The sequence below is a fragment of the Rubritalea tangerina genome (genome assembly GCF_042683245.1).
GTDB classification, from domain to species: Bacteria; Verrucomicrobiota; Verrucomicrobiia; order Verrucomicrobiales; family Akkermansiaceae; genus Rubritalea; species Rubritalea tangerina.
The window spans coordinates 1-18,711 of sequence record NZ_JBHUJB010000040.1; the positions used below are offsets into that span (position 1 = coordinate 1).

At 52.9% G+C, this 18,711-nt stretch carries 14 protein-coding genes; 4 read left to right on the top strand and 10 right to left on the bottom strand.

The window, feature by feature from the left end; translation table 11 throughout:
- Positions 1-477: 477 nt before the first annotated feature.
- The 4 genes from ACFSW8_RS09850 to ACFSW8_RS09865 form a co-directional block, all read right to left on the bottom strand.
- Positions 478-3,765, bottom strand: coding sequence for a ribonucleoside-diphosphate reductase subunit alpha (locus tag ACFSW8_RS09850; RefSeq protein WP_377088612.1), 3,288 nt, complete (start codon positions 3,763-3,765; stop codon positions 478-480).
- A 112-nt stretch (positions 3,766-3,877) separates the two neighbouring features.
- The gene (locus ACFSW8_RS09855; RefSeq protein ID WP_377088608.1) at positions 3,878-4,246 is read right to left on the bottom strand and encodes a four helix bundle protein; all 369 of its coding nucleotides are present in this window, start codon (positions 4,244-4,246) and stop codon (positions 3,878-3,880) included.
- A 50-nt stretch (positions 4,247-4,296) separates the two neighbouring features.
- A complete protein-coding gene (locus tag ACFSW8_RS09860) occupies positions 4,297-5,379 on the bottom strand; it encodes a ribonucleotide-diphosphate reductase subunit beta (protein WP_377088607.1) in 1,083 nt (360 codons plus the stop codon).
- Between the two features lie 108 nt (positions 5,380-5,487).
- On the bottom strand, positions 5,488-6,540 hold the full coding sequence (locus tag ACFSW8_RS09865; RefSeq protein WP_377178115.1) for a ribonucleotide-diphosphate reductase subunit beta: 1,053 nt from the start codon (positions 6,538-6,540) through the stop codon (positions 5,488-5,490).
- A gap of 523 nt (positions 6,541-7,063) precedes the next feature.
- On the opposite strand from ACFSW8_RS09865, the gene ACFSW8_RS09870 reads away from it, so the two are divergent.
- The 4 genes from ACFSW8_RS09870 (at position 7,064) to ACFSW8_RS09885 (ending at position 12,827) form a co-directional block, all read left to right on the top strand.
- A complete protein-coding gene (locus tag ACFSW8_RS09870; protein ID WP_377088603.1) occupies positions 7,064-7,615 on the top strand; it encodes a sigma-70 family RNA polymerase sigma factor in 552 nt (183 codons plus the stop codon).
- Complete coding sequence (locus ACFSW8_RS09875; RefSeq protein WP_377178117.1) at positions 7,612-9,117, top strand: LamG-like jellyroll fold domain-containing protein; 1,506 nt, start codon at positions 7,612-7,614, stop codon at positions 9,115-9,117. Before ACFSW8_RS09870 ends, ACFSW8_RS09875 begins: the two co-directional genes overlap by 4 nt.
- A gap of 129 nt (positions 9,118-9,246) precedes the next feature.
- A complete protein-coding gene (locus tag ACFSW8_RS09880; RefSeq protein ID WP_377178119.1) occupies positions 9,247-9,996 on the top strand; it encodes a LamG domain-containing protein in 750 nt (249 codons plus the stop codon).
- 95 nt (positions 9,997-10,091) lie between these two features.
- On the top strand, positions 10,092-12,827 hold the full coding sequence (locus ACFSW8_RS09885) for a PDZ domain-containing protein (protein ID WP_377088598.1): 2,736 nt from the start codon (positions 10,092-10,094) through the stop codon (positions 12,825-12,827).
- Between the two features lie 20 nt (positions 12,828-12,847).
- On the opposite strand, the gene ACFSW8_RS09890 is transcribed toward ACFSW8_RS09885, so the two are convergent.
- The 6 genes from ACFSW8_RS09890 to ACFSW8_RS09915 form a co-directional block, all read right to left on the bottom strand.
- The gene (locus tag ACFSW8_RS09890; protein ID WP_377178121.1) at positions 12,848-13,432 is read right to left on the bottom strand and encodes a hypothetical protein; all 585 of its coding nucleotides are present in this window, start codon (positions 13,430-13,432) and stop codon (positions 12,848-12,850) included.
- A gap of 124 nt (positions 13,433-13,556) precedes the next feature.
- Positions 13,557-14,597 carry an NHL repeat-containing protein gene (locus ACFSW8_RS09895; RefSeq protein WP_377088595.1) on the bottom strand — a complete coding sequence of 347 codons (1,041 nt, stop codon included), beginning with the start codon at positions 14,595-14,597 and terminating at the stop codon, positions 13,557-13,559.
- Between the two features lie 101 nt (positions 14,598-14,698).
- Positions 14,699-15,748, bottom strand: a complete 1,050-nt coding sequence (locus ACFSW8_RS09900; protein WP_377088593.1) for an MlaD family protein — start codon at positions 15,746-15,748, stop codon at positions 14,699-14,701.
- A 43-nt stretch (positions 15,749-15,791) separates the two neighbouring features.
- Positions 15,792-17,066, bottom strand: a complete 1,275-nt coding sequence (locus ACFSW8_RS09905) for a hypothetical protein (protein ID WP_377178123.1) — start codon at positions 17,064-17,066, stop codon at positions 15,792-15,794.
- Complete coding sequence (locus ACFSW8_RS09910; protein WP_377178125.1) at positions 17,063-17,824, bottom strand: ABC transporter ATP-binding protein; 762 nt, start codon at positions 17,822-17,824, stop codon at positions 17,063-17,065. Before ACFSW8_RS09910 ends, ACFSW8_RS09905 begins: the two co-directional genes overlap by 4 nt.
- 247 nt (positions 17,825-18,071) lie before the next feature.
- Positions 18,072-18,656, bottom strand: a complete 585-nt coding sequence (locus ACFSW8_RS09915) for a nitroreductase family protein (protein WP_377091425.1) — start codon at positions 18,654-18,656, stop codon at positions 18,072-18,074.
- Between the last annotated feature and the right edge of the window lie 55 nt (positions 18,657-18,711).

Below are 18,711 nucleotides of genomic sequence, written 5' to 3' on the forward strand. Positions count from 1 at the left end.
GGTTTGTCCTTGGTTCATATTAATGAATTAGGACACCCCCTGCCTAGGATTTTGGGGAAGCTCATGATCAACATAAGGATACTTATAAATCTAGACCAATTAATTACAAAAACTATCATATTACTGGTATAGATGATGAAGCTAGACTTCACGAGAAGGATCTCGACACATATTTACAAAAGGTCGTACAGCTTATTTCGTTGGAACCAATCGATGATAGTTTTAAAGAAATGATTTCCAGTTCATTAGTAACATTCACCTACCAAAATAGGGAGATCCTCGCATTGAGAGCAAGTCGCCTCGAACAACCTCAGATGTACAACGGTGAATACTATAGTCGCCACTTGTCCCATTCCAAAAAAGTTGAAAAAGAGAACTATTATAGCTTTTTCAAGAACTTTTCGAGCTAAGAAAAGAAACAGCCTCGCCAGTTTCCTGACGGGGCTTACTTTTTAGATTTATCTATTAGCGAACAGCTTACTGACAAGCTTCACACTCGCCACCATTCATCATGGCTTCGAGGGAACATGCTTGGACTTCAGCGGCAGTGTATTGCTTTTTCGGAGCAGCGGCTCCTGCTGCTGCACCTGCGGCTGCGACACCGCGGGTTGCCTTCTTCACATCGACTGTTGCTTTCTCGATGTTAGACGCGCCGAGTGTGCGGAGGTAGTAGGTGGTCTTGAGACCAGTGCTCCATGCGCGGCGGTACATGTGAGAGAGTGTCTTGATGTCTGGAGTCGCGAGGAAGAGGTTCACCGACTGCGACTGATCGATCCACTTCTGGCGGCGCGCTGCAGCATCGATCACAGCCTGGTATGGCACACCGAAAACCGTACGGTGCTTCTGCTTGATGTGCTCTGGGATCTCAGCGATCTCATCGAGCTCACCATCGAAGTACTTGAGCTGGTCGAGCATTTCACGGTTCCAGAGGCCTTCCTTCTTGAGGTCGTTAACCAACTGGCGATTCAGCACGAGGAAGTCACCTGAGAGGTTCGACTTCACGAAGAGGTTCTTGTAGTTCGGCTCGATACATGGAGTGGTGCCCATGATGTTAGAGATGGTCGCTGTAGGAGCGATGGCGAGCACATTGGAGTTGCGCATGCCTTGCTTTGCGATCTTCTCGCGCACGGGTGTCCAGTCCATCTTGTTGCCACGTGGCACATCGATCTTCACGCCACGCTCGTCTTCGAGGAGGTCGACAGTGTCCTGCGGCATGAGACCGCGATCCCACTTGGAACCTTTGTAAGTGGAGTACGTACCGCGCTCACCTGCGATGTCGCTGGATGCGGAATAGGCGTAGTAAGCGATGGCTTCCATGAACTCGTCGTTGAACTCGACCGCTGCGTCAGACGCGAATGCGAGGTTCTTCTTGTAGAGTGCATTTTGGAGACCCATGACACCCATACCGATAGGACGATGGCGGGAGTTTGCAGTCTTGGCTGCTTCTGTTGGGTAGAAGTTGATGTCGATCACGTTGTCGAGCGCGCGGATCGCCACGGTGATGGTTTCCTTGAGCATGTCGTGGTCGAGGGAACCGTCTTCACGGATGTGGTTGTCGAGCACCACGGAACCGAGGTTACACACTGCTGTTTCTTCATCGGATGTGTTGAGAGTGATCTCTGTACAAAGGTTAGAGGAGTGGATAACACCTGCGTGATCTTGTGGCGAACGAAGGTTACATGGGTCCTTGAAGGTGATCCATGGGTGACCAGTTTCGAAGATCATCTTGAGCATCTTCTTCCACATTTCGATGGCTGGCATTTTCTGTCCCCAGATTTTGCCTTCTTCAGCCATCTTCTCGTATTCCTCGTAGCGTTGCTCGAACGCCTTGCCGTAGAGGTCGTGAAGGTCTGGGCAGTCGTTAGAACGGAAGAGTGTCCAGTCCTGACGCGCTTCCATGCGCTTCATGAAGAGGTCAGGAATCCAGTTCGCTGTGTTCATGTCGTGACAGCGACGACGCTCATCACCTGTGTTCTTACGCAGCTCGAGGAAGTCCTCCATGTCGTTGTGCCATGTCTCGAGGTAAGCACAGCCGGAACCGCGGCGCTTACCACCCTGGTTCACAGCGACGAGCTGGTCATTGTGAAGCTTGAGGAATGGGATCACGCCCTGAGACTCACCATTGGTGCCCTGGATGTAACCGCCTGTACCGCGCACTGCTGTCCAGGAACCGCCGAGGCCGCCTGCCCACTTGGAGAGGTACGCATTGTCTGCGATACCACGCTGCATGATGGACTCGATAGAGTCGTCAACCTTGTAGAGGTAGCAGGAGGAGAGCTGGCTGTGGAGTGTGCCGGAGTTGAAAAGTGTTGGAGTAGAGGAACAGAAGCGGCGACCTTTGTAGAGGTTGTAGAGGCGCACACACCAGTCTTGCTTGTTCTCACCATCTTCCTTGAAGAGGCCCATGGCAACACGCATCCAGAAGAACTGTGGTACTTCGAGACGGCGCTGCTTCTCCCCTGTCTTGTCGACCACAAGGTAGCGATCGTAGAGTGTCTGAATGCCGAGGAAGTCGAAGTCGAGGTCAGCTGTTGGGTCGAGAGACTCAGCAATCTTATCGAGGTCGTAGCGACCATCGATGAGCTCTGGGCTGTAACGCTTGATGTCGACACCGTGCTTGAGGTTCTTCTTGAAGGCTGCCACGTGTGCCGCCTTGAGACCTTCGATACCATCGGTGAGGATGTTCCAGTCGAGCACTTCCTCGTAGATGTAGGAAAGAAGGATACGACCTGCGAAGAGCGCGAAGTCAGCATCTTGCTCGATCAATGTCTTCGCATTGAGAATGATGGTCTTCTGCAGACCTTCAGCCGTGATCTCTGTGCCGATAGAACGGCGAAGTTCACGCTCGATGTCTGCTTCTGGGACGCAAAGGTCGAGGCCGATGGAAGCAAACTGGATACGCTTCTTCAGCTCAGTGCCATCCCAGAAAATAGAGGAACCGTCTTCGGTGGTCACCACCACCATGGAGTCCTGCTGTGGGTCTTCCACTGGAAGGGAATCTTCTTCTACGCGATTTGCTGCGCGCTCTGCACGGTAGAGAACGTAGTGTGCTGCAATCTTGAAGTGGCCCTGACGCATGAGCTCTTCCTGCACGATGTCCTGCACGTCTTCGATGTGGATGAATGCCTTCTCTTCCTTGCGCACGCGCTCAGTAACCGCATGAGCAACGGCGGAAGCAGGAGCCGCATCTTCCTTCATCGTAAGGAATGCCTGACGCACTGCGTTTTCGATCTTCGTCTCGGACCAAGGCACTACATTGCCATTGCGGCGGATGAGGCGCACGGTGAATGGCTCGTTAGAAATAGCTGCTACTTCGATGGATCCCTTGTCCGCGAGGGAGCGATTGAACACGAGCGACTTCGCCACGTCGTGTGCGTCGTTCTCGATGAGTGCCTTTTCAATGAGAAGGAAGAGGTCGTTCTTAGTGAGCTTGAGCTGACCACCGTCGGTCACCTGCTCGATGAGAGATTCTGCCACGTTGTGTGCCACGTTAGATACGAAGTGACGGTTCTCTTCGTTGAAGATCTTGTCTTCCTCAGCCTGACGCGCAAGAAGAAGGTCCGTGAGTGCGCCACCGATGGTGTCCGCCACATCTTCAAGTGAAAGCTCAGATTCATTCTGGCCATTGACCACAATCACTTGTGGCACGCTCTTAGTCGAGGTGGTGAGCTGATCGCGCCATGCGAAGTCAGGCTTTTCAGAACGGGGGCGGGTCACGACGTTTTTCAACGCGACATCTTCTTCGAGTGTTAAGTTGCGGTACATGTTCGGTAGAATTTCTTAGTAGGGTTTTGGGTAGTAAAAGGTTGCTTGAGGCTTTAATCCGCCTCGCAGGAAAAAAGGAAAAAGGGGAAAGGATTAAGGACTTTCTTATTTCCTAGTGAGGATGCCGGCTCAGGGAGTTAATGAGGCCTTGGAGCATCGCTGAGATTTCTTTAGATTCTTTAATGAGGATGGTGAGTGGTGGGAGTTGGGTTGGGGTTGTTTGGCTTACTTTTTCTGCGATATAAAGTTGGGTCCTAAGCTCGGCACTGGAAGCTTTAGCTATTCTAAGGAAGCGAATGTATTCTTGGGTGCTCGCGCGTTCTGATCCCTCAGCGATATTTGAAGCTATCGAAACCGCCGCGCGCTGCATTTGGTCTTTCAGTCCGTAGTCCTTTGAAGAATGCAGCGTGGTGTAAACATCTACAGCTAACTGGCAACTGCGCTTCCACACATCGAGATCTTCAAAGTTTCGGACGCTCACATCTTTATCCTTTTTCCTTTCTACTTTTTCCTCCTCTAAAATCTTCGATTTTAGAGTTCGTCATCATCAATTTCTCCGAGTGCCGATGCTTTCTGGTATTCTGTGACGCGGCCTTCGAAGAAGTTTTGTTCCTTCTTGATGTCCATCATCTCAGCGAGCCATGGGAATGGGTTGGCGGTCCCCCCTTCGACCAATGGTTCGAGGCCACAGGATGTGAGGCGGCGGTCGGCGATGAAATCAATGTATTGCTCAAATTCTTCCATGTTGAGGCCGACGGCTGCGACTGGGAGACAATCGCGGATGAAGGCTTTCTCGAGGCGAATCCCCTCAGCCATTGTCGCGCGAAGGTCTTCGCGGAATTCGTCAGTCCAGATCTCTGGGTTCTCGTCGATCAGGTCCATGAGCAAGTTGCGTAGAAGCTCGATGTGGTTCGACTCGTCACGCAGGGTGTATCGGAACATCTGGCCAATGCCTGGGAACTTGTTCTGGCGGTAGAGGCTGAGAATCATGCCGAAGAGTCCGTAGAACTGGGTCCCTTCCATCACCTGACCGAACATGAAGATGTTGCGGGCGAGAGCCTGTTTGTTCTCGAGCTTGGACATATCCATGTCGCGGCGGAGGCCACGGCTGTTGGATACCACAAAGTTCGTCTTATCCTGAATCGTTGGGATGTCCTCGAGCATCGCCTCACATTCGTGTGGGTTGATACCGAGCGAAGAAACCATGTAGACGAGTGAGTCAGCGTGGATGTTCTCTTCGTGACCGTGACGGCGGAAAACGAGGTTGAGCTCAGGCGCGGAAACCAACTCGCGAATCACGTGAATCACGTTGTCACCCACGATGCCTTCCGCAGCGGAGAAGTAACCAATCCCCATCTTGATGATCCAGCGCTCCACATCCGTGACCTCTTCACCACGCCATTGTTCGACATCTTTCTGCATCGTGATGTCTTCTGGCTCCCAATGGTTCGCACGCATGTTCTTATAGATTTCATACGCCCACTCGTACTTGAGGGGTGCGAGACCGAAGCCGTTGGGAGTGGTGCCATTGATCACGCGTTTGCTGGCAAGAATCTGCTCAGCAGCTGCGGAGTCAATCGTGATAGTAGCGTCGCCTAATTGTGTGGTGGTCATCGTTCTTGAAGGAGAAAGTTAGAAGGATAAAGGATAGAGTGCTTGGGGTTTATTGAGAGGCCTCAGGGAATTGGGCTTTATCCTTTTCCCTTTTTCCTCATCACTTTTTTAGAGCTCGTCGTCGTCGAAATCGCTGGTGGTTTGGGTGGTGGCGGATGCGTGGACCGCGTGGACCTCGCTTGGGAAGAAAATTTCATCGAGCCAAGGCATCGCTGAACCTGTCGTCGCTGGTCCTAATCCACAGGCTGCAAGACGGTGCGCCGCCACGTAATCGATATAGCTGCCCAGCGTTTCCGCATCGAGGCCAACCTCAGCAGCCCCAGGAAGCTCAGCAATGAAAGATTTCTCGAGAGCCACAGCTTCCTCCATGACGGCCACTAACTCAGCATCGAATGCCGCAGTCCGAATGTCTGGGTTTTCCTGACAAAGCTCAGCAAAAAGCTTGCGGAAAAGCTCACAGCGGAAACCTGCATCCCGAAGAAGCTTGGTGAGAATTTCTGCAGTCCCCACGAGCTTGCCGGTCCGCCCCATCTCCAGCACCACGCTGTAGAGGCTATACAGTTGTACGCCTTCCATGCACTGGCTGAAGAAAAAGGTGTTCTTGGCAAATGCCTGCTTGTTCTCCAAAGCTGTCATGTCCACCGAACGGTCGAGTGCCACCAGATGCTTGTCGGTCAAGGCCTTCATCTGAGACGCTACGCCCGCAAACTTGCTCGCGCAAGCCACTGGATCGAGCCCTAAAGAACTGAAAATGTGTACCAGCACATCCTGCTGAGTGTTTTGCTCGTGCACATAACGGCCGAACACAAGCTTGAGCTCAGGCGCAGTCACGATGTCGCGGATCGCGTAAATCTCCTCAGCCCCAGTGATTTCACCAGATGTCGCCTGGTAGCCCATCAGCAACTCCACTGCCTGCTGGAGATCTGCCGAAAGCCCAGCCCACTGAGCCGCATCACCACGCAGTGCCACATCCTCGGGCTCCCAGTGGTTGTTCTTCATCTCACGATAAAGCTCGTACGCCCATTGATACTTGAGCGGCAAAATGTTGAAAAACATCGTGTCGCGACCATTGATGACTTTCTTCGCTGCATACGCTTCTTGCGCCTTTGCTTCATCGATCTCAAATGTGCGATCGCCGAGGGTGACTGTGGTGGTGGCCATTGGTTGTGCTGAGAAAATGCTGTAGGTTCTTCGTGCCGAGTCAGTACTAATTCCGGAAACTCCTGCGTCCCTCGGTGCCTGACAGACACGATGGCGAATATGCAGTAATTCCCTACTCTAGGTCAACGTCATTTTATCCTATGTGGTATCCACAAATTATTCACAATACCATATATTGTGCTTTGGGGCTTTTGAAGAAATCACAAGTAAAGACTTGATCTGACGCTATTCCTTGAATTTTCTAGGCTTATCGACTGTTTAATACAGGTGTCTAAATCGCCACATCCGTCCGCCCTTGGGTCACAAAAAAATGCTTTCTGTTAGAGCGAGCCAATCACGTGTTCAAATTTTAAAAATTTCCACCCACGAACAGCGAGTTCGACCCACTAAAACTGCGCAAGCCCTTCATTTCTAGCGATCTAATTTTTTAAAAATTAGAACAACAAAAAGCGCTCATCAGTCTCCACGGCTGCCGCGCGAGAAAATTGTTTACCTTTTTGACAGAAGTGCCTGTCATGGGGTGATGGGCATTTCTAAATCGGGCAATGACGACGAGATCGTGACCTTACTCGCAGGCCACCAGGCGGCGATGTTGGCGTTCACGCACTCGCTCTTGCCAGGTGACCCAGGAGTCAAGGATGTCGTGCAGCGCGCCAACCTCGTACTCTGGCGCAAGCGTAGCGAGTACCAAAGTGGCACCAGCTTCAAGTCATGGGCATTTCGTATCATCCACTGGGAAGTCAAAGCCTACCTCAAAGAAAGCTCGCGTAAGAGCTGGCTCATCGTCGATGAAGAACTCACCCACATGGTCGTCGATTCTATGCTCGAACAAGAAGAACAACAACCACTCGATGCCCTCAAAGCGAGCCTCGAGAGTTGCCTTCAAAAGCTCAATCCAAAGCACCAAAGACTCGTCACCCATCGCTATTTCACCCGCAAAACCCTCCAAGAATTTTCCGAGGAGGTTCAGCAACCAGTCACTTCCCTCAAAACCACCCTCGGCCGCATCCGCATCGCCCTGCGGAAATGCATCGATGCCCAGCTCAATATCCAAAGCATCCAAAAACCTTCATGAGCCAGCTGGAAGAACAGATCCAAGAACTATTCGAAGGTGTCGCAAGTGAGGACACCGAGCGTCTCGTGGCCGAACAACTGCGCAGCTCCGCAGAAGCCCGCAGTCTCTACAGCAAACACGCGCGCCTCCACGCCGCACTCGATCACCGCGCCCTGGGCCTCGAATCCCTCACCAACCCCGAACCCGTCATCCCATTCGAGGAGCTCCAACGAGGCCAACGCAAGCGCATCGGTTGGTGGATTGCCGCAGCCAGTGCCGCAGCCATCACCTTGATGGCCATCGTTCTCCAACAGACACTCATGCCCAACCCACACGGCCCGCTCCAACTCCAAAGTAGCCGAGGTGCGGTGTACCACCTCAGTGCCACCGTCGAAAATTCCGGGATCGCCGAAGGGTCGGAAATCATCCTCAGCGAGGGCGTCCTCAAACTCACATTCAGCAGTGGCGTCACCAGTATCGTCGAAGCTCCCGCACAATTTACCTACAAAGACCACAAGACCTTGTACCTGCTCCACGGCCGGGCATGGTGCCACGTACCCGATACCGCCACCGGCTTTACCCTCGAGTCTCCTGACATGGATGTCGTCGATCTCGGCACCGAGTTTGCCGTCTACTCCACCCCGAATAAAGCCGACGAGTGCTACGTCTTCGACGGTGAGGTGCAAGTCAAAGCCCGCTACGGTGAACGCCAACAACAAATACTCACCGCCGGCAATGGCCTCGAAGCCTCCGGCTTAGGACGCCTCAAAGCCATCGACATGGACCATAGGAAATTCCTCACTGCCCTTCCCGACGGCCCACTCCACCTCCACTGGAACTTAGACGCCCCAGAAGGAAACGTCTACTACGCCCAGAGCAACTTTAGTAACCTCGAGCCACCAGCATTGCGCTTCATGCCAGACGGCAGACAAAGCAATGGCTTGGTACAGGGGAAATTCGGCAACGCACTGCGCTTTGCCCAGTCCGGAGACTTTGCCTTCAGCGCCTGGCCAGGCATTGGCGGTAAAGAAAAACGCACCATTGCCTTCTGGACTAAAATGCCCACTGGCGAACAAATGCAGTCGGAAATGTCTCTGCTTGGCTGGGGCCGCCGCCGCCACAGCGAAAACGCCCAAAGTTGCTTCCTCATCTACGCCAAGGCCGAGGCCTCTGAGCAATTCACTTTCTGCCTCACTCTCGGGGAAGGACGCGTTCTCTCAGACATTCCCGTCCAAGCAGACACTTGGGCTCACGTCGCCATCGTCTACCACCCCGAACATGAAAGTGCTTTCCAAGTCTATATTAATGGCGAAGCCTCCAATGTCACCTATGCTGGCTTCAATGGCCTCAACACCCTCATCGACCACCCCCTCTCAAGCCCCCTCAAAATTGGAGATTCACTCACCCAAGATATCCGCTCCAATAAAGACATCCCCATCGGTACCACACTCGATGAACTCCACATCATTCACGATGCCCTGAGCCAAGAGCAAGTCCGCACCCTCATGCTCGAAAGCCACTGAAGCGATTGCCTCTGGTAACCAACACTCCCCCTCATTGCATTTTTTTCAGATTCCTTGTTTACCTTTCTAGCTGAGTGCCTGTGGGAAGTACGCCCCTCTGGTGAGAGGCAACAAAACAATGCATCAACTATGAAAAGAACAATGACCCTCCTCAGCACCCTTGTGGCAGGCACCCTGAGCACTCAGGCCGCTATCACAATCGTGCATACCTATGACCTCGGTGAGGCTTCCACCGTCATCGGCGGAGTCCCCCAAGACAGCACAGGCACCACCCATTTCACCAATGGCATCGGCGGCGGCATGTCCGTCAATACCGTCGGCGTCGGAGCTTCTGGCTCCACAGCCTACGCCAGCCTCTCGAACCAAGGCGTCTACGGCGCAGACTTCTCAGGCTTCGCGACCGATAACTTCGGCATCGAACTCTGGGCCCGCACCAGCGACTCCGACTCCATCATCTTCACCACAGGAAACTCCGGACAATTCCTCGACTTCCAAACCACTGGCGGTAACTGGGCTGCAAGTATCAATGGCGCTTCCTGGGTCGGTGGCAACAATGGAGCTGGCCAAGCATTCACCGCCAATACCTGGACCCACCTCGCACTCATCCGCAATAACGGAACCACCACCTTCTACATCAATGGTGTCGCACAATCCGGCACCTCCAATGCAGCTGTCACTCACAGCGCTGGCCACCTCGGTGTCCGCCCTGGCGACGGTCGCCGCTATGAAGGGGATATCGATTCCGTCCGTATGTTCACTTTCGACCCCATCAACGACGACCCAGTGGCAGCACTCAATACCACCGCTGTCCCTGAACCCACCTCCACCGCCCTCCTTGGCCTCGGCGGTGTCGCACTCCTCCTGCGCCGTCGTAAGTAACCCACTTCTCCAAAGCACCCACACCTTACATGTGGGTGCTTTCCTCCCCACCCTCATTGACTCTTCCCCACGCCCACTTAAGCTATCATACAAATATGACTCCTCTGCGCTTCTTTCCTTTATTTCTGACCTGTCTTCCACTCTCAGCCGCCATCCACGTGGCAACCGATGGGGATGACAAGGCACTGGGCACCGCCCAAGCACCTGTCGCAAGCCCTCAAAAGGCATTGGAATTAAGCGTAGCCAACAACGACCCACTCATCCTCTTTGCCGATGGCGCCTACCATTTGGAGCAGGCACTCACCGTGACTCCCAAGCACTCAGGAAGCGCTGCCAAACCGCGTGAATTGAAAGCAATCAACGAAGGCAAAGTCACCTTCTCTGCCGGCATCCCACTCAAAGTCGACTGGAAACGCCAAGCCAATGGCGTCTTCCAAACACAGATTCCCAATGGCATCAATCTAGCAGAGGGCTGCGATGGCCTCTTTATCGACGGCCAGTCCCCCCGCATGGCACGCTTCCCAAACTATGATAAATCCGCCCGATGGCTCAAGGGCAGCTCCGCCGAAGCCTTCTCTCCCGCACGGATTCGCACCTGGAAGAACCCAACAGGAGGCATCTTGCACGCCATGCACCCCGCCCATTGGGGCGGCAACCATTGGACGATCACTGGCAAAAAATCACCCAGCGAATGCCAACTCGAAGGCGGCTGGATGAATAACCGCGGTGGCGGTATCCACCCAAAAGATCGCTTCGTCGAAAATATCTTCGAAGAACTCGATGCGCCAAGCGAATGGTTTCTCGATAAAACATCACGCACACTCAGCTTCATCCCCGCTGGTAATTTCACCGAAGGTACTGGCTCCATCATTCTATCAAAACTTGAATCCTGCGTGCGCGTCCTCGGTTCTGAGGCACAACCCGTCCAACACATCCGTTTCGATGGCATTACCTTCCGCCACACCACCCGCACCTTCATGCAGACCCGCGAACCCCTCTTGCGCTCAGACTGGAAAATTTACCGCGGTGGCGCATTCTACGTCGAAGGGGCCGAGAACCTAGAGCTCACCAATGCCACCTTCACCCAGCTCGGAGGCAATGCCTACTTCGCCTCCGGCTATAATAAAAACCTCAGCGTCACACGCTCACACTTCCATCACATTGGCGCCGGCGCTATCAACTTCGTAGGCCTCACCAGCGCCGTCCATAATGGCCAGTTTGTACCATATGGACGCCCAGTCGATTGGAACTCACTGAATAAATCCGATAAAGGCCCCAAGACCAACGACTATCCGTCAGATTGCCTCGCAGAAGACTGCCTTATCCACGATATTGGCCTCGTTGAAAAACAAGTCGCAGGCCTCCAAATATCCGTCGCCCATAAAATCACTGGCCGCCACCTCAGTATCTACGATGTCCCACGCGCGGGTATCAATATCGGTGAAAATGCCTTCGGCGGCCACCTCATCGAGGGCTGTGACGTCTTCGATACCGTCCAAGAATCCTCCGACCATGGCTCGTTCAATTCCTGGGGGCGCGATCGCTTCTGGCATACCAACTACGGCCTCGTAAATAAACAAGTCGCAGAATTCCCTGAGCTCCCACGCATCGATATGCTCGCACCCAACATCATCCGCAACTCCCGATGGCGCTGTGACCACGGATGGGATATCGACCTCGACGATGGATCCTCAAATTACATTGTAGAAAATAACCTCTGCCTCGGGGGGGGGATCAAACTGCGCGAAGGCTATCACCGCACCGTGCGCAACAACCTTGTCGTCGCCAATACCTTCCACCCACACGTCTGGTTCAAGCAATGCGAAGATCAAATTTATAGCAATATCTGGGCTACCCCCTACCAACCCATCCGCCTCGGCGGGAAGGGCAAACTCTGGGATAAAAACATCCACCTCAGTGCCACTGGACTCGAGGACGCCCAACGCTTCGGTGTCGACCCACATGGTGTCGCCGTCGATCTCACATTCAAAGATCCAAAGCAACTCGACTTTTCCTTCCCACCTAACAAAGAAGTCGAAGCTGCAGGCTTCACCCCCTTCGACCTCAACCACTTTGGTGTCAAAAAAACCACGCTCAAAAAAATCGCACGCACCCCACCCGCACCAACACTCGCCGCCAAAGCCACCAGCGCACGCACCAAATGGCATTGCCTCGGTAGCACGCTGAAAAATATCACCACCATCGGTGAAGTCTCAGCCACAGGTATCCCCGATAGCGAACGCCATGGAGCCTACTTCCTCGAAATCAAAAAAGGCTCCGCAGCCGACCGTGCCGGCCTCAAGCCCAACGATGTCATTCGCAGCCTCAATGACACCCCAGTCACAGACGTCAGTGATTTCCTCTCAAAATGGGCAGGCGGCAAAACCAAAGCAGTCGTTTGGCGTGCCCAAAAACCACTCCAGCTCGACCTCGGTCCCTTCCCCGGCTCCGCTCTCAACGCCCATAATGCTAAAATCAATGGCTCAGCAGTTCTCGATGCTCCCAAAAATTACATCGGCCGCTGGACCGATGCACACACCACCCTCCAGTGGTCCACTGAACTCAGCCCTAACACATCTTATAAAGTCGTGTTAGTGAGTGCCTATACCGGCGACCGGACACAGCGCTTTACCTTGCGCGGCCTCAGCCAAAATGTCTCCACCACAGTGCCTAAAACACAAAACTGGGAAAGCTTCTCCACCACATTGCTCCCCGGTAGCGTGACCTCCAAACATCAAGCCCAACACCACCTCATCCTCGGCCCCGCTGACCTCCAAAGACTCCAGCCAGCCCTGATGAACTTCCGCGAAATCCTCCTCGTCGAAGAATAAATTCCCCCCCCCACTTACTCTCAAACCTGCGGACACAAGCGCTGGCTCGCTGCAATGTCTGGGTTGCGTGCAGCCTCCACACGATAGTAGCTTTCTAACAAATCAACTTCTATCCCTAGTTCCTCGCGTAATGCTCCAAGCTTCCAATCCATGTACGGGTGGTAGTCTACCAGCTCGAGAGGCACACATTCAGAAACCATCCCCAAGTGCACAGCATCCTCATAAACCTTGTTGGCATGCGGTGGAAAACGATACGCTTTGGGGTACCAATGGCCAGCTACATAACCAAAGATCTTCGATGCTGTCGTGCTCATCGCATTCGATGAGCCCATCGTAAAACCAATCGTAAATGCCTCATCTATCAAGGTCGTTCCGCGACCTAACAATAAATGAATGCAGTCGTGCTGAAACAAACTCACTCGCCCTTTGAACATACTAAAAGGTGGAAAGGAAAAACCAGGGTTCTCCATCATCTGCACAATGAAGGGAACCTCAGATGCCTCATTACCTATAGCCTCTAACTTGTCGAGCGCTTCGCGCAATGTGAGCTCGCGCTCAGATAGAGGAACCAAAAATGTCTGCAAATCTGGATGGTAACTTGGCATCTCACAAAGTGTAACACATCCCGTGCCAAGATTCCCAGCAGCAATCGTTGCTTCCCCACGCACCATCAGCATGGATACAAAAAAGGCCCCGCACCCTTGTGCGAGGCCTTCAAAATTGCTTCCCTTATTTCACCAGCTTCAGCTTGGAAACTCGCCCAGTCGTGTTCCAGTCTTGGACGTAAAGGTTTCCATCAGCATCAAAGCTCAATCCATGAGGTGCCGAAAAAATCCCGGGTGTCTGGTCTTTCGGAGCCACCCCAAACTTAGCCCACTGCCCTTTATTGGGGTTGTCCCCAACAAAGGAGACGGGAGTGCCATTTTTATCGAGAATCACCACGCGCGCTTCTAACTCAGCCACCGCACAGTGATCTCCGTGGAAACTTACCGCACACGGACGACGCAAGTTACTCGCGTACACCCCAATCCAGTTCCCCTCCAAATCAAGATGCACTAATCTGCGCTTCTCACGGTCACATACTAACAAACGGGGTTCGCCAAATCGTGTATCTACCCCCAAGCCATGGCAGGTCTTGAACTTTTCAAGCTCCTTACCTCTGCCACCAAAGCTCTTTAGCAACTTCCCTTCTTGGTCAAATTTATGAATCAAATTCGACCCATACCCCATACTCACAAAAATCGAACCGTCAGGCGCAACGGCAATCCCAGTGATGCCCTTCACTCCCCCCTGGATCTCCCCAGTCTTAGCATTGGGGATCTCTAGCACGATATTGCCATCGAGATCTAACTTCACGGCGCGAAGGTGCTTGTTCTTCTTCCCATAAGCATTGAGCTGCGCACCGTACAAGTATTGCTTGTCTCCCTCGCTCGTAATCTGAAGCCCGTGAATCCCCTGAGCTTCAGGCGCCATCGCTTTCACGAAAGTGCCATCAGACTTGAACACACAAAGGGATTGCTCACCATCCGTGCTCACGTAAACCATCCCGTCTTTCGCCACTGCGACTCCCCCGTGTGTAGGCCCTAGCTTAGCTCCATCAGGTAATTTTCCCCAGCCGAGAACATTCTCATAGGTAAACGTTCCATTCCCAGTGCGTACCACCTCAGTCAAAGTCTTTGCCTTCGGTGGATGATCATGCCCCTCATGGGCCCATGCGGATCCTGCCAGTATACCTACCAGCAGGGTATTATAAGTGAGTGATTTCATCATATCTGCGTTGTAGCGACTATAACGCTACGTGTAGCACAGATCTTGCAAGCAGATTGTCAATCTTGTGCCAATCCCACTGTCACAATTCGACAGACTGCCCTCTATCGTCGCACCCCTCGGAATCGACTCCTCTCAGGATCACGCTCGTCATAAGTGGAATCATCCTTGTAGCCCAGCACCCCGTGACGCTTCAAATTCTTGATGAAAATCTTCGTGTCGGCACTCACTTCCTCATCCGACACCAACGTACCCAACAAACCATCCCCATCACTCAGCCCATTCAAAGTCGCATCAGCATTGTCCACAAACTTGCTGATTTTTGTGGCTGCCGTGCGAAACTCCTTAATCGTCGCCGGTAATTCCTCCACAGCGGGCCGCAATTCCTTCACCTCCGTCTGGACCACATCAAAGGTTTTTTCCGCTGCGTCAGCCGCATCTTTCACACTCGCTATCGCCGCACGCACCTCGGCAACCGAAGGCTCAAGCCCCTTGCCTAACCCTTTAAAGCTCTCAGTCGCCTGCTCCAGATTAGCAATCGACTTCTTCAAGTTCTCCAAGTTCTCATCCCCAAGCACCCCCTGATTCACCTTCTCCAAAGTGTCGCCTAGTCGCCCAGATACCACCCGAATGTCATCCAAAGCCGAATCAAATTTTAGCAATGAGGTGCGTGCATCCTTCATCAACTTGCGCGCATCACGCGCCACCGACTCCGCATCAGACTGCAAGGCATCTAAGCCCCCAGCACCACCACCGGTCACTTGATCGCCATCCTGCAAAGTTGCCTCGCGCAACCCATCTTCCGGTGGAATCACCACGATCATCTTATCCCCTAACAAGGATATCGACTGGATCATAAACTGAGAGCCCTCATAAATTTTCACCCTGTCATCCAAGGACAATTTGACTAACACCGTAAGCTCATCAGTCAATGATGGCGTATTGAGCACACGCCCAATCCTAGCCCCCCCCATCCTGACCTCACTCCCCTTGATCAAACCGGAAGCATCTTTGAACTCCACAGATACATGGTAGGTGTCTCCCTTGCTTTCACCCACACGACCAAATTGCACAATCAATGCTGCTAAGGTGAGAAAACCTAGTAACACAAAAAGGCCAACCACTGTTTCGGGGCGTTTTTCCTTGAGGGCCATATTGCGTATTTTCTCTCACATTCTAGCACATGCAAGAATTGATTTACTTTGGCACGACTCCCCCGGGGTATCCCGCTATGCTTTGATGTAAAATGGCATGGATGCGCTCCCTCTCCCGCTCACTAAGTTCTGGAAACCCCGGCTCGGCTTTGTGGTTCAAATGTTGATAGAGCCGCTCCAATACCTGCTCACGAATTGCCAATGGCAAATGCCCAAAGGCCGCACTGTGCACCATATAGCTACAGCGATACTTAAAGAGTCGCTTCTGCAAGCGCAAGTCGCGCAGCGACCACCCTTCCACACTGCGGACTCCTGCTTCTTTAAATGCCTCCTGAAACGCGGCACTTCCATCCACCCCATCCACTGGTAGCGCAACATGGTCTACCATCAAAATGGCCCTGAGCACCGCATCACTATAAGACTTCTCCAATCGCTTTAGCTGAGCATTATCCTCCGGATATTCATCAGGATGTAAGGCCCGCTGCAAAAATGCCGCTCGCTGGTAACCAAACATAGCCGAATAGAAAGTATTATGTACCGCAATCTGATGCTCCATCACCATCAGAGCTACAATATCACTCGTATCGGTCAGGTGCCGGTTCAGGTCCACATACGCATCTAACGACTCCACATTTTGCCCGTGCTCAAATTGGTATTGGTAAGTTCCATCTTCTAACTTTTTAGTAACCTTGTTGCCCATGTGCTGCGCGTCCCCATGCGTTCCCGTCACATACCATCCACCCCAACGTTCCTTTAGTGGACTACTCGGCAAGGTCAAATAACTCCCCCACTGTAAAGCTAATTGACCGTCTTGATCCGCATGCACCGAGCGCACTAACATACCAGGAACATCCTGCGTGCGAGCCGATGCATGACAACGCAGGCATGACCTATCACGCACAAACCCCGGGCTCCCATCCCCCTGCCTTGGATCAAAAGTATAAAACATCGGACCAGATGGATCATCTACCGCTATCAACTCAATCACCCCACCAGGTACATATCCGATGTAATAATCCTCTGAGAAATAAATGGCTCTCGGGTTGCGCGGGTGAATCAACGGGTTTTGCTCGCTCGTCTTTGAAAACACTAACATCTGTGAATCGACAGGTACATCGAGCTTTCCTAACACCCACTTCAAGCTCTCCTTAGCACCACGCCGCTTCAGTAAATCAGGCAAGCTCTTCGCAAGAGCAGTCACCCCATTCTTATCTCCAGCCTTCGAGTACTCCGCAGGCTTGAGCTCATAGTCAGCGGCCCCGTGCCCCCAGGAACACGTCCCCCACAAAACAACACCCAAAGCGGCCCGGCGCATCATGCGTCCCAATCCTCCCCGGAGCGCCCCTCAATGAAGTTTTTCAGCTCCGGGTCCGTCGCTGCCTTCAATTCCTCCGGAGTGCCTTCCCAGTACAATTGCCCTTCCTTAAGAAACATCACTCGGTCAGCAATCCGGAACACACTGCGCATCTCGTGGGTCACAATCACATTCGTCATCTCATGATTCGCCTGCAAATCCTTCACCAAGTGATCAATCGAATCAGCCGTGATCGGATCCAAGCCAGCGTGCGGCTCGTCAAATAACACACAAGCAGGACGATCCACAATTGCCCGCGCCAACGCCACTCGCTTGCGCATCCCCCCAGAAAGATCCGAAGGCATCTTCCCCATCTGACCCGGCAATCGCACAATCTCCAACGATTCATCCACTAGCCTCTCAATCCTCTGCTCATCCTTCTCGCCCCCCATCCGCAAGGGAAATGCGATATTTTGCCCGACAGTCATCGAGTCAAAAAGCGCGCTATTCTGAAACATCATACCCATCTTACGACGGATCTTGCCCAATTCTCGCTCACTCATCCCCGAAATATTTTCACCCTCCACGATAACTTCACCCGAATCCGGTGCCATCAAACCAATGAAATGCTTCATCAAAACAGACTTCCCACCACCAGAGCCCCCAAGTAATACTAAGGTCTCTCCCTTGTACACCTTCGCCGTCACCCCCTTCAGTACCTTCTGTGTACCGAAGCTCTTGTGCAGGTCGCGTACCTCTACAAATATTTCCTTAGCTGCCACACGACCACTAAAGCGCTCCCTCCACTTTTGGAAAAGGCAAAAAGCATCCCCATAAAATCGTTCTTGCAATTCTCCCCCCCCAAGCCTACATCCTCCCCCGTCAAGGGCTGTGGAGTTTCAGCTGGTGAATCCTCCAGGTCTTAATCGAAGCAAAGGTAGCTTGTCTGCGATTGCCGCAGTCCCTTGGCACTTCTCCCCCCTTACTTGAGTCGCCACCTTTGCACTGCCAAGCGCTCCTTCGCGCTAGCTATTTAAATGCCACTTTTGCCATCGCATCCGTACGCTTACTCACCGGCCACTCGCTTCCCTCTTTCGGCCACCCCACATAGAGTAAGCCAAGGCACTTGTCTTCACTTCCAATCTCCAAGGCCTCAGCAAAACTCGGCCCGTACGTCACTGCTGGCGACGACCAGAAAACTCCCAAGCCAACAGCTGATGCTAACAAATGTAAATTCTGCACCGCACACGCAACCGCTTCAATTTCTTCAACCTCGGGAACTTTCCTCTTCGGGTCACGCTTCATGACCAATGCCACAACGGAATGCGCCAGCCACGGGTTCTTGCCCATCTTCTCATACTTTTCGGGGCGAAATTCCCCTTCCGCAGTCTCCGCCTTGTACGACGCTTGCAGAGCTTCCGCTATCTTACCCCTGCTCTCACCTGAGTAGACGAAGAACCGCCATGGCTCAGTCAATCCATGGTTCGGTGCCCAATTCGCCGCCTCAAAAAGTTGCTGCCAGAGCTCCTGAGAAATCGGCTGCGTCGCATCCATCAATGCGGGCTTGATACTACGGCGGTGGGCGATCAACTGAGAAACGGCGTCTGCTTGCATGACGCGCACGCTAGCTCACCTCCCAAAAGATGCAAGTACCCACACCGCCATCCCC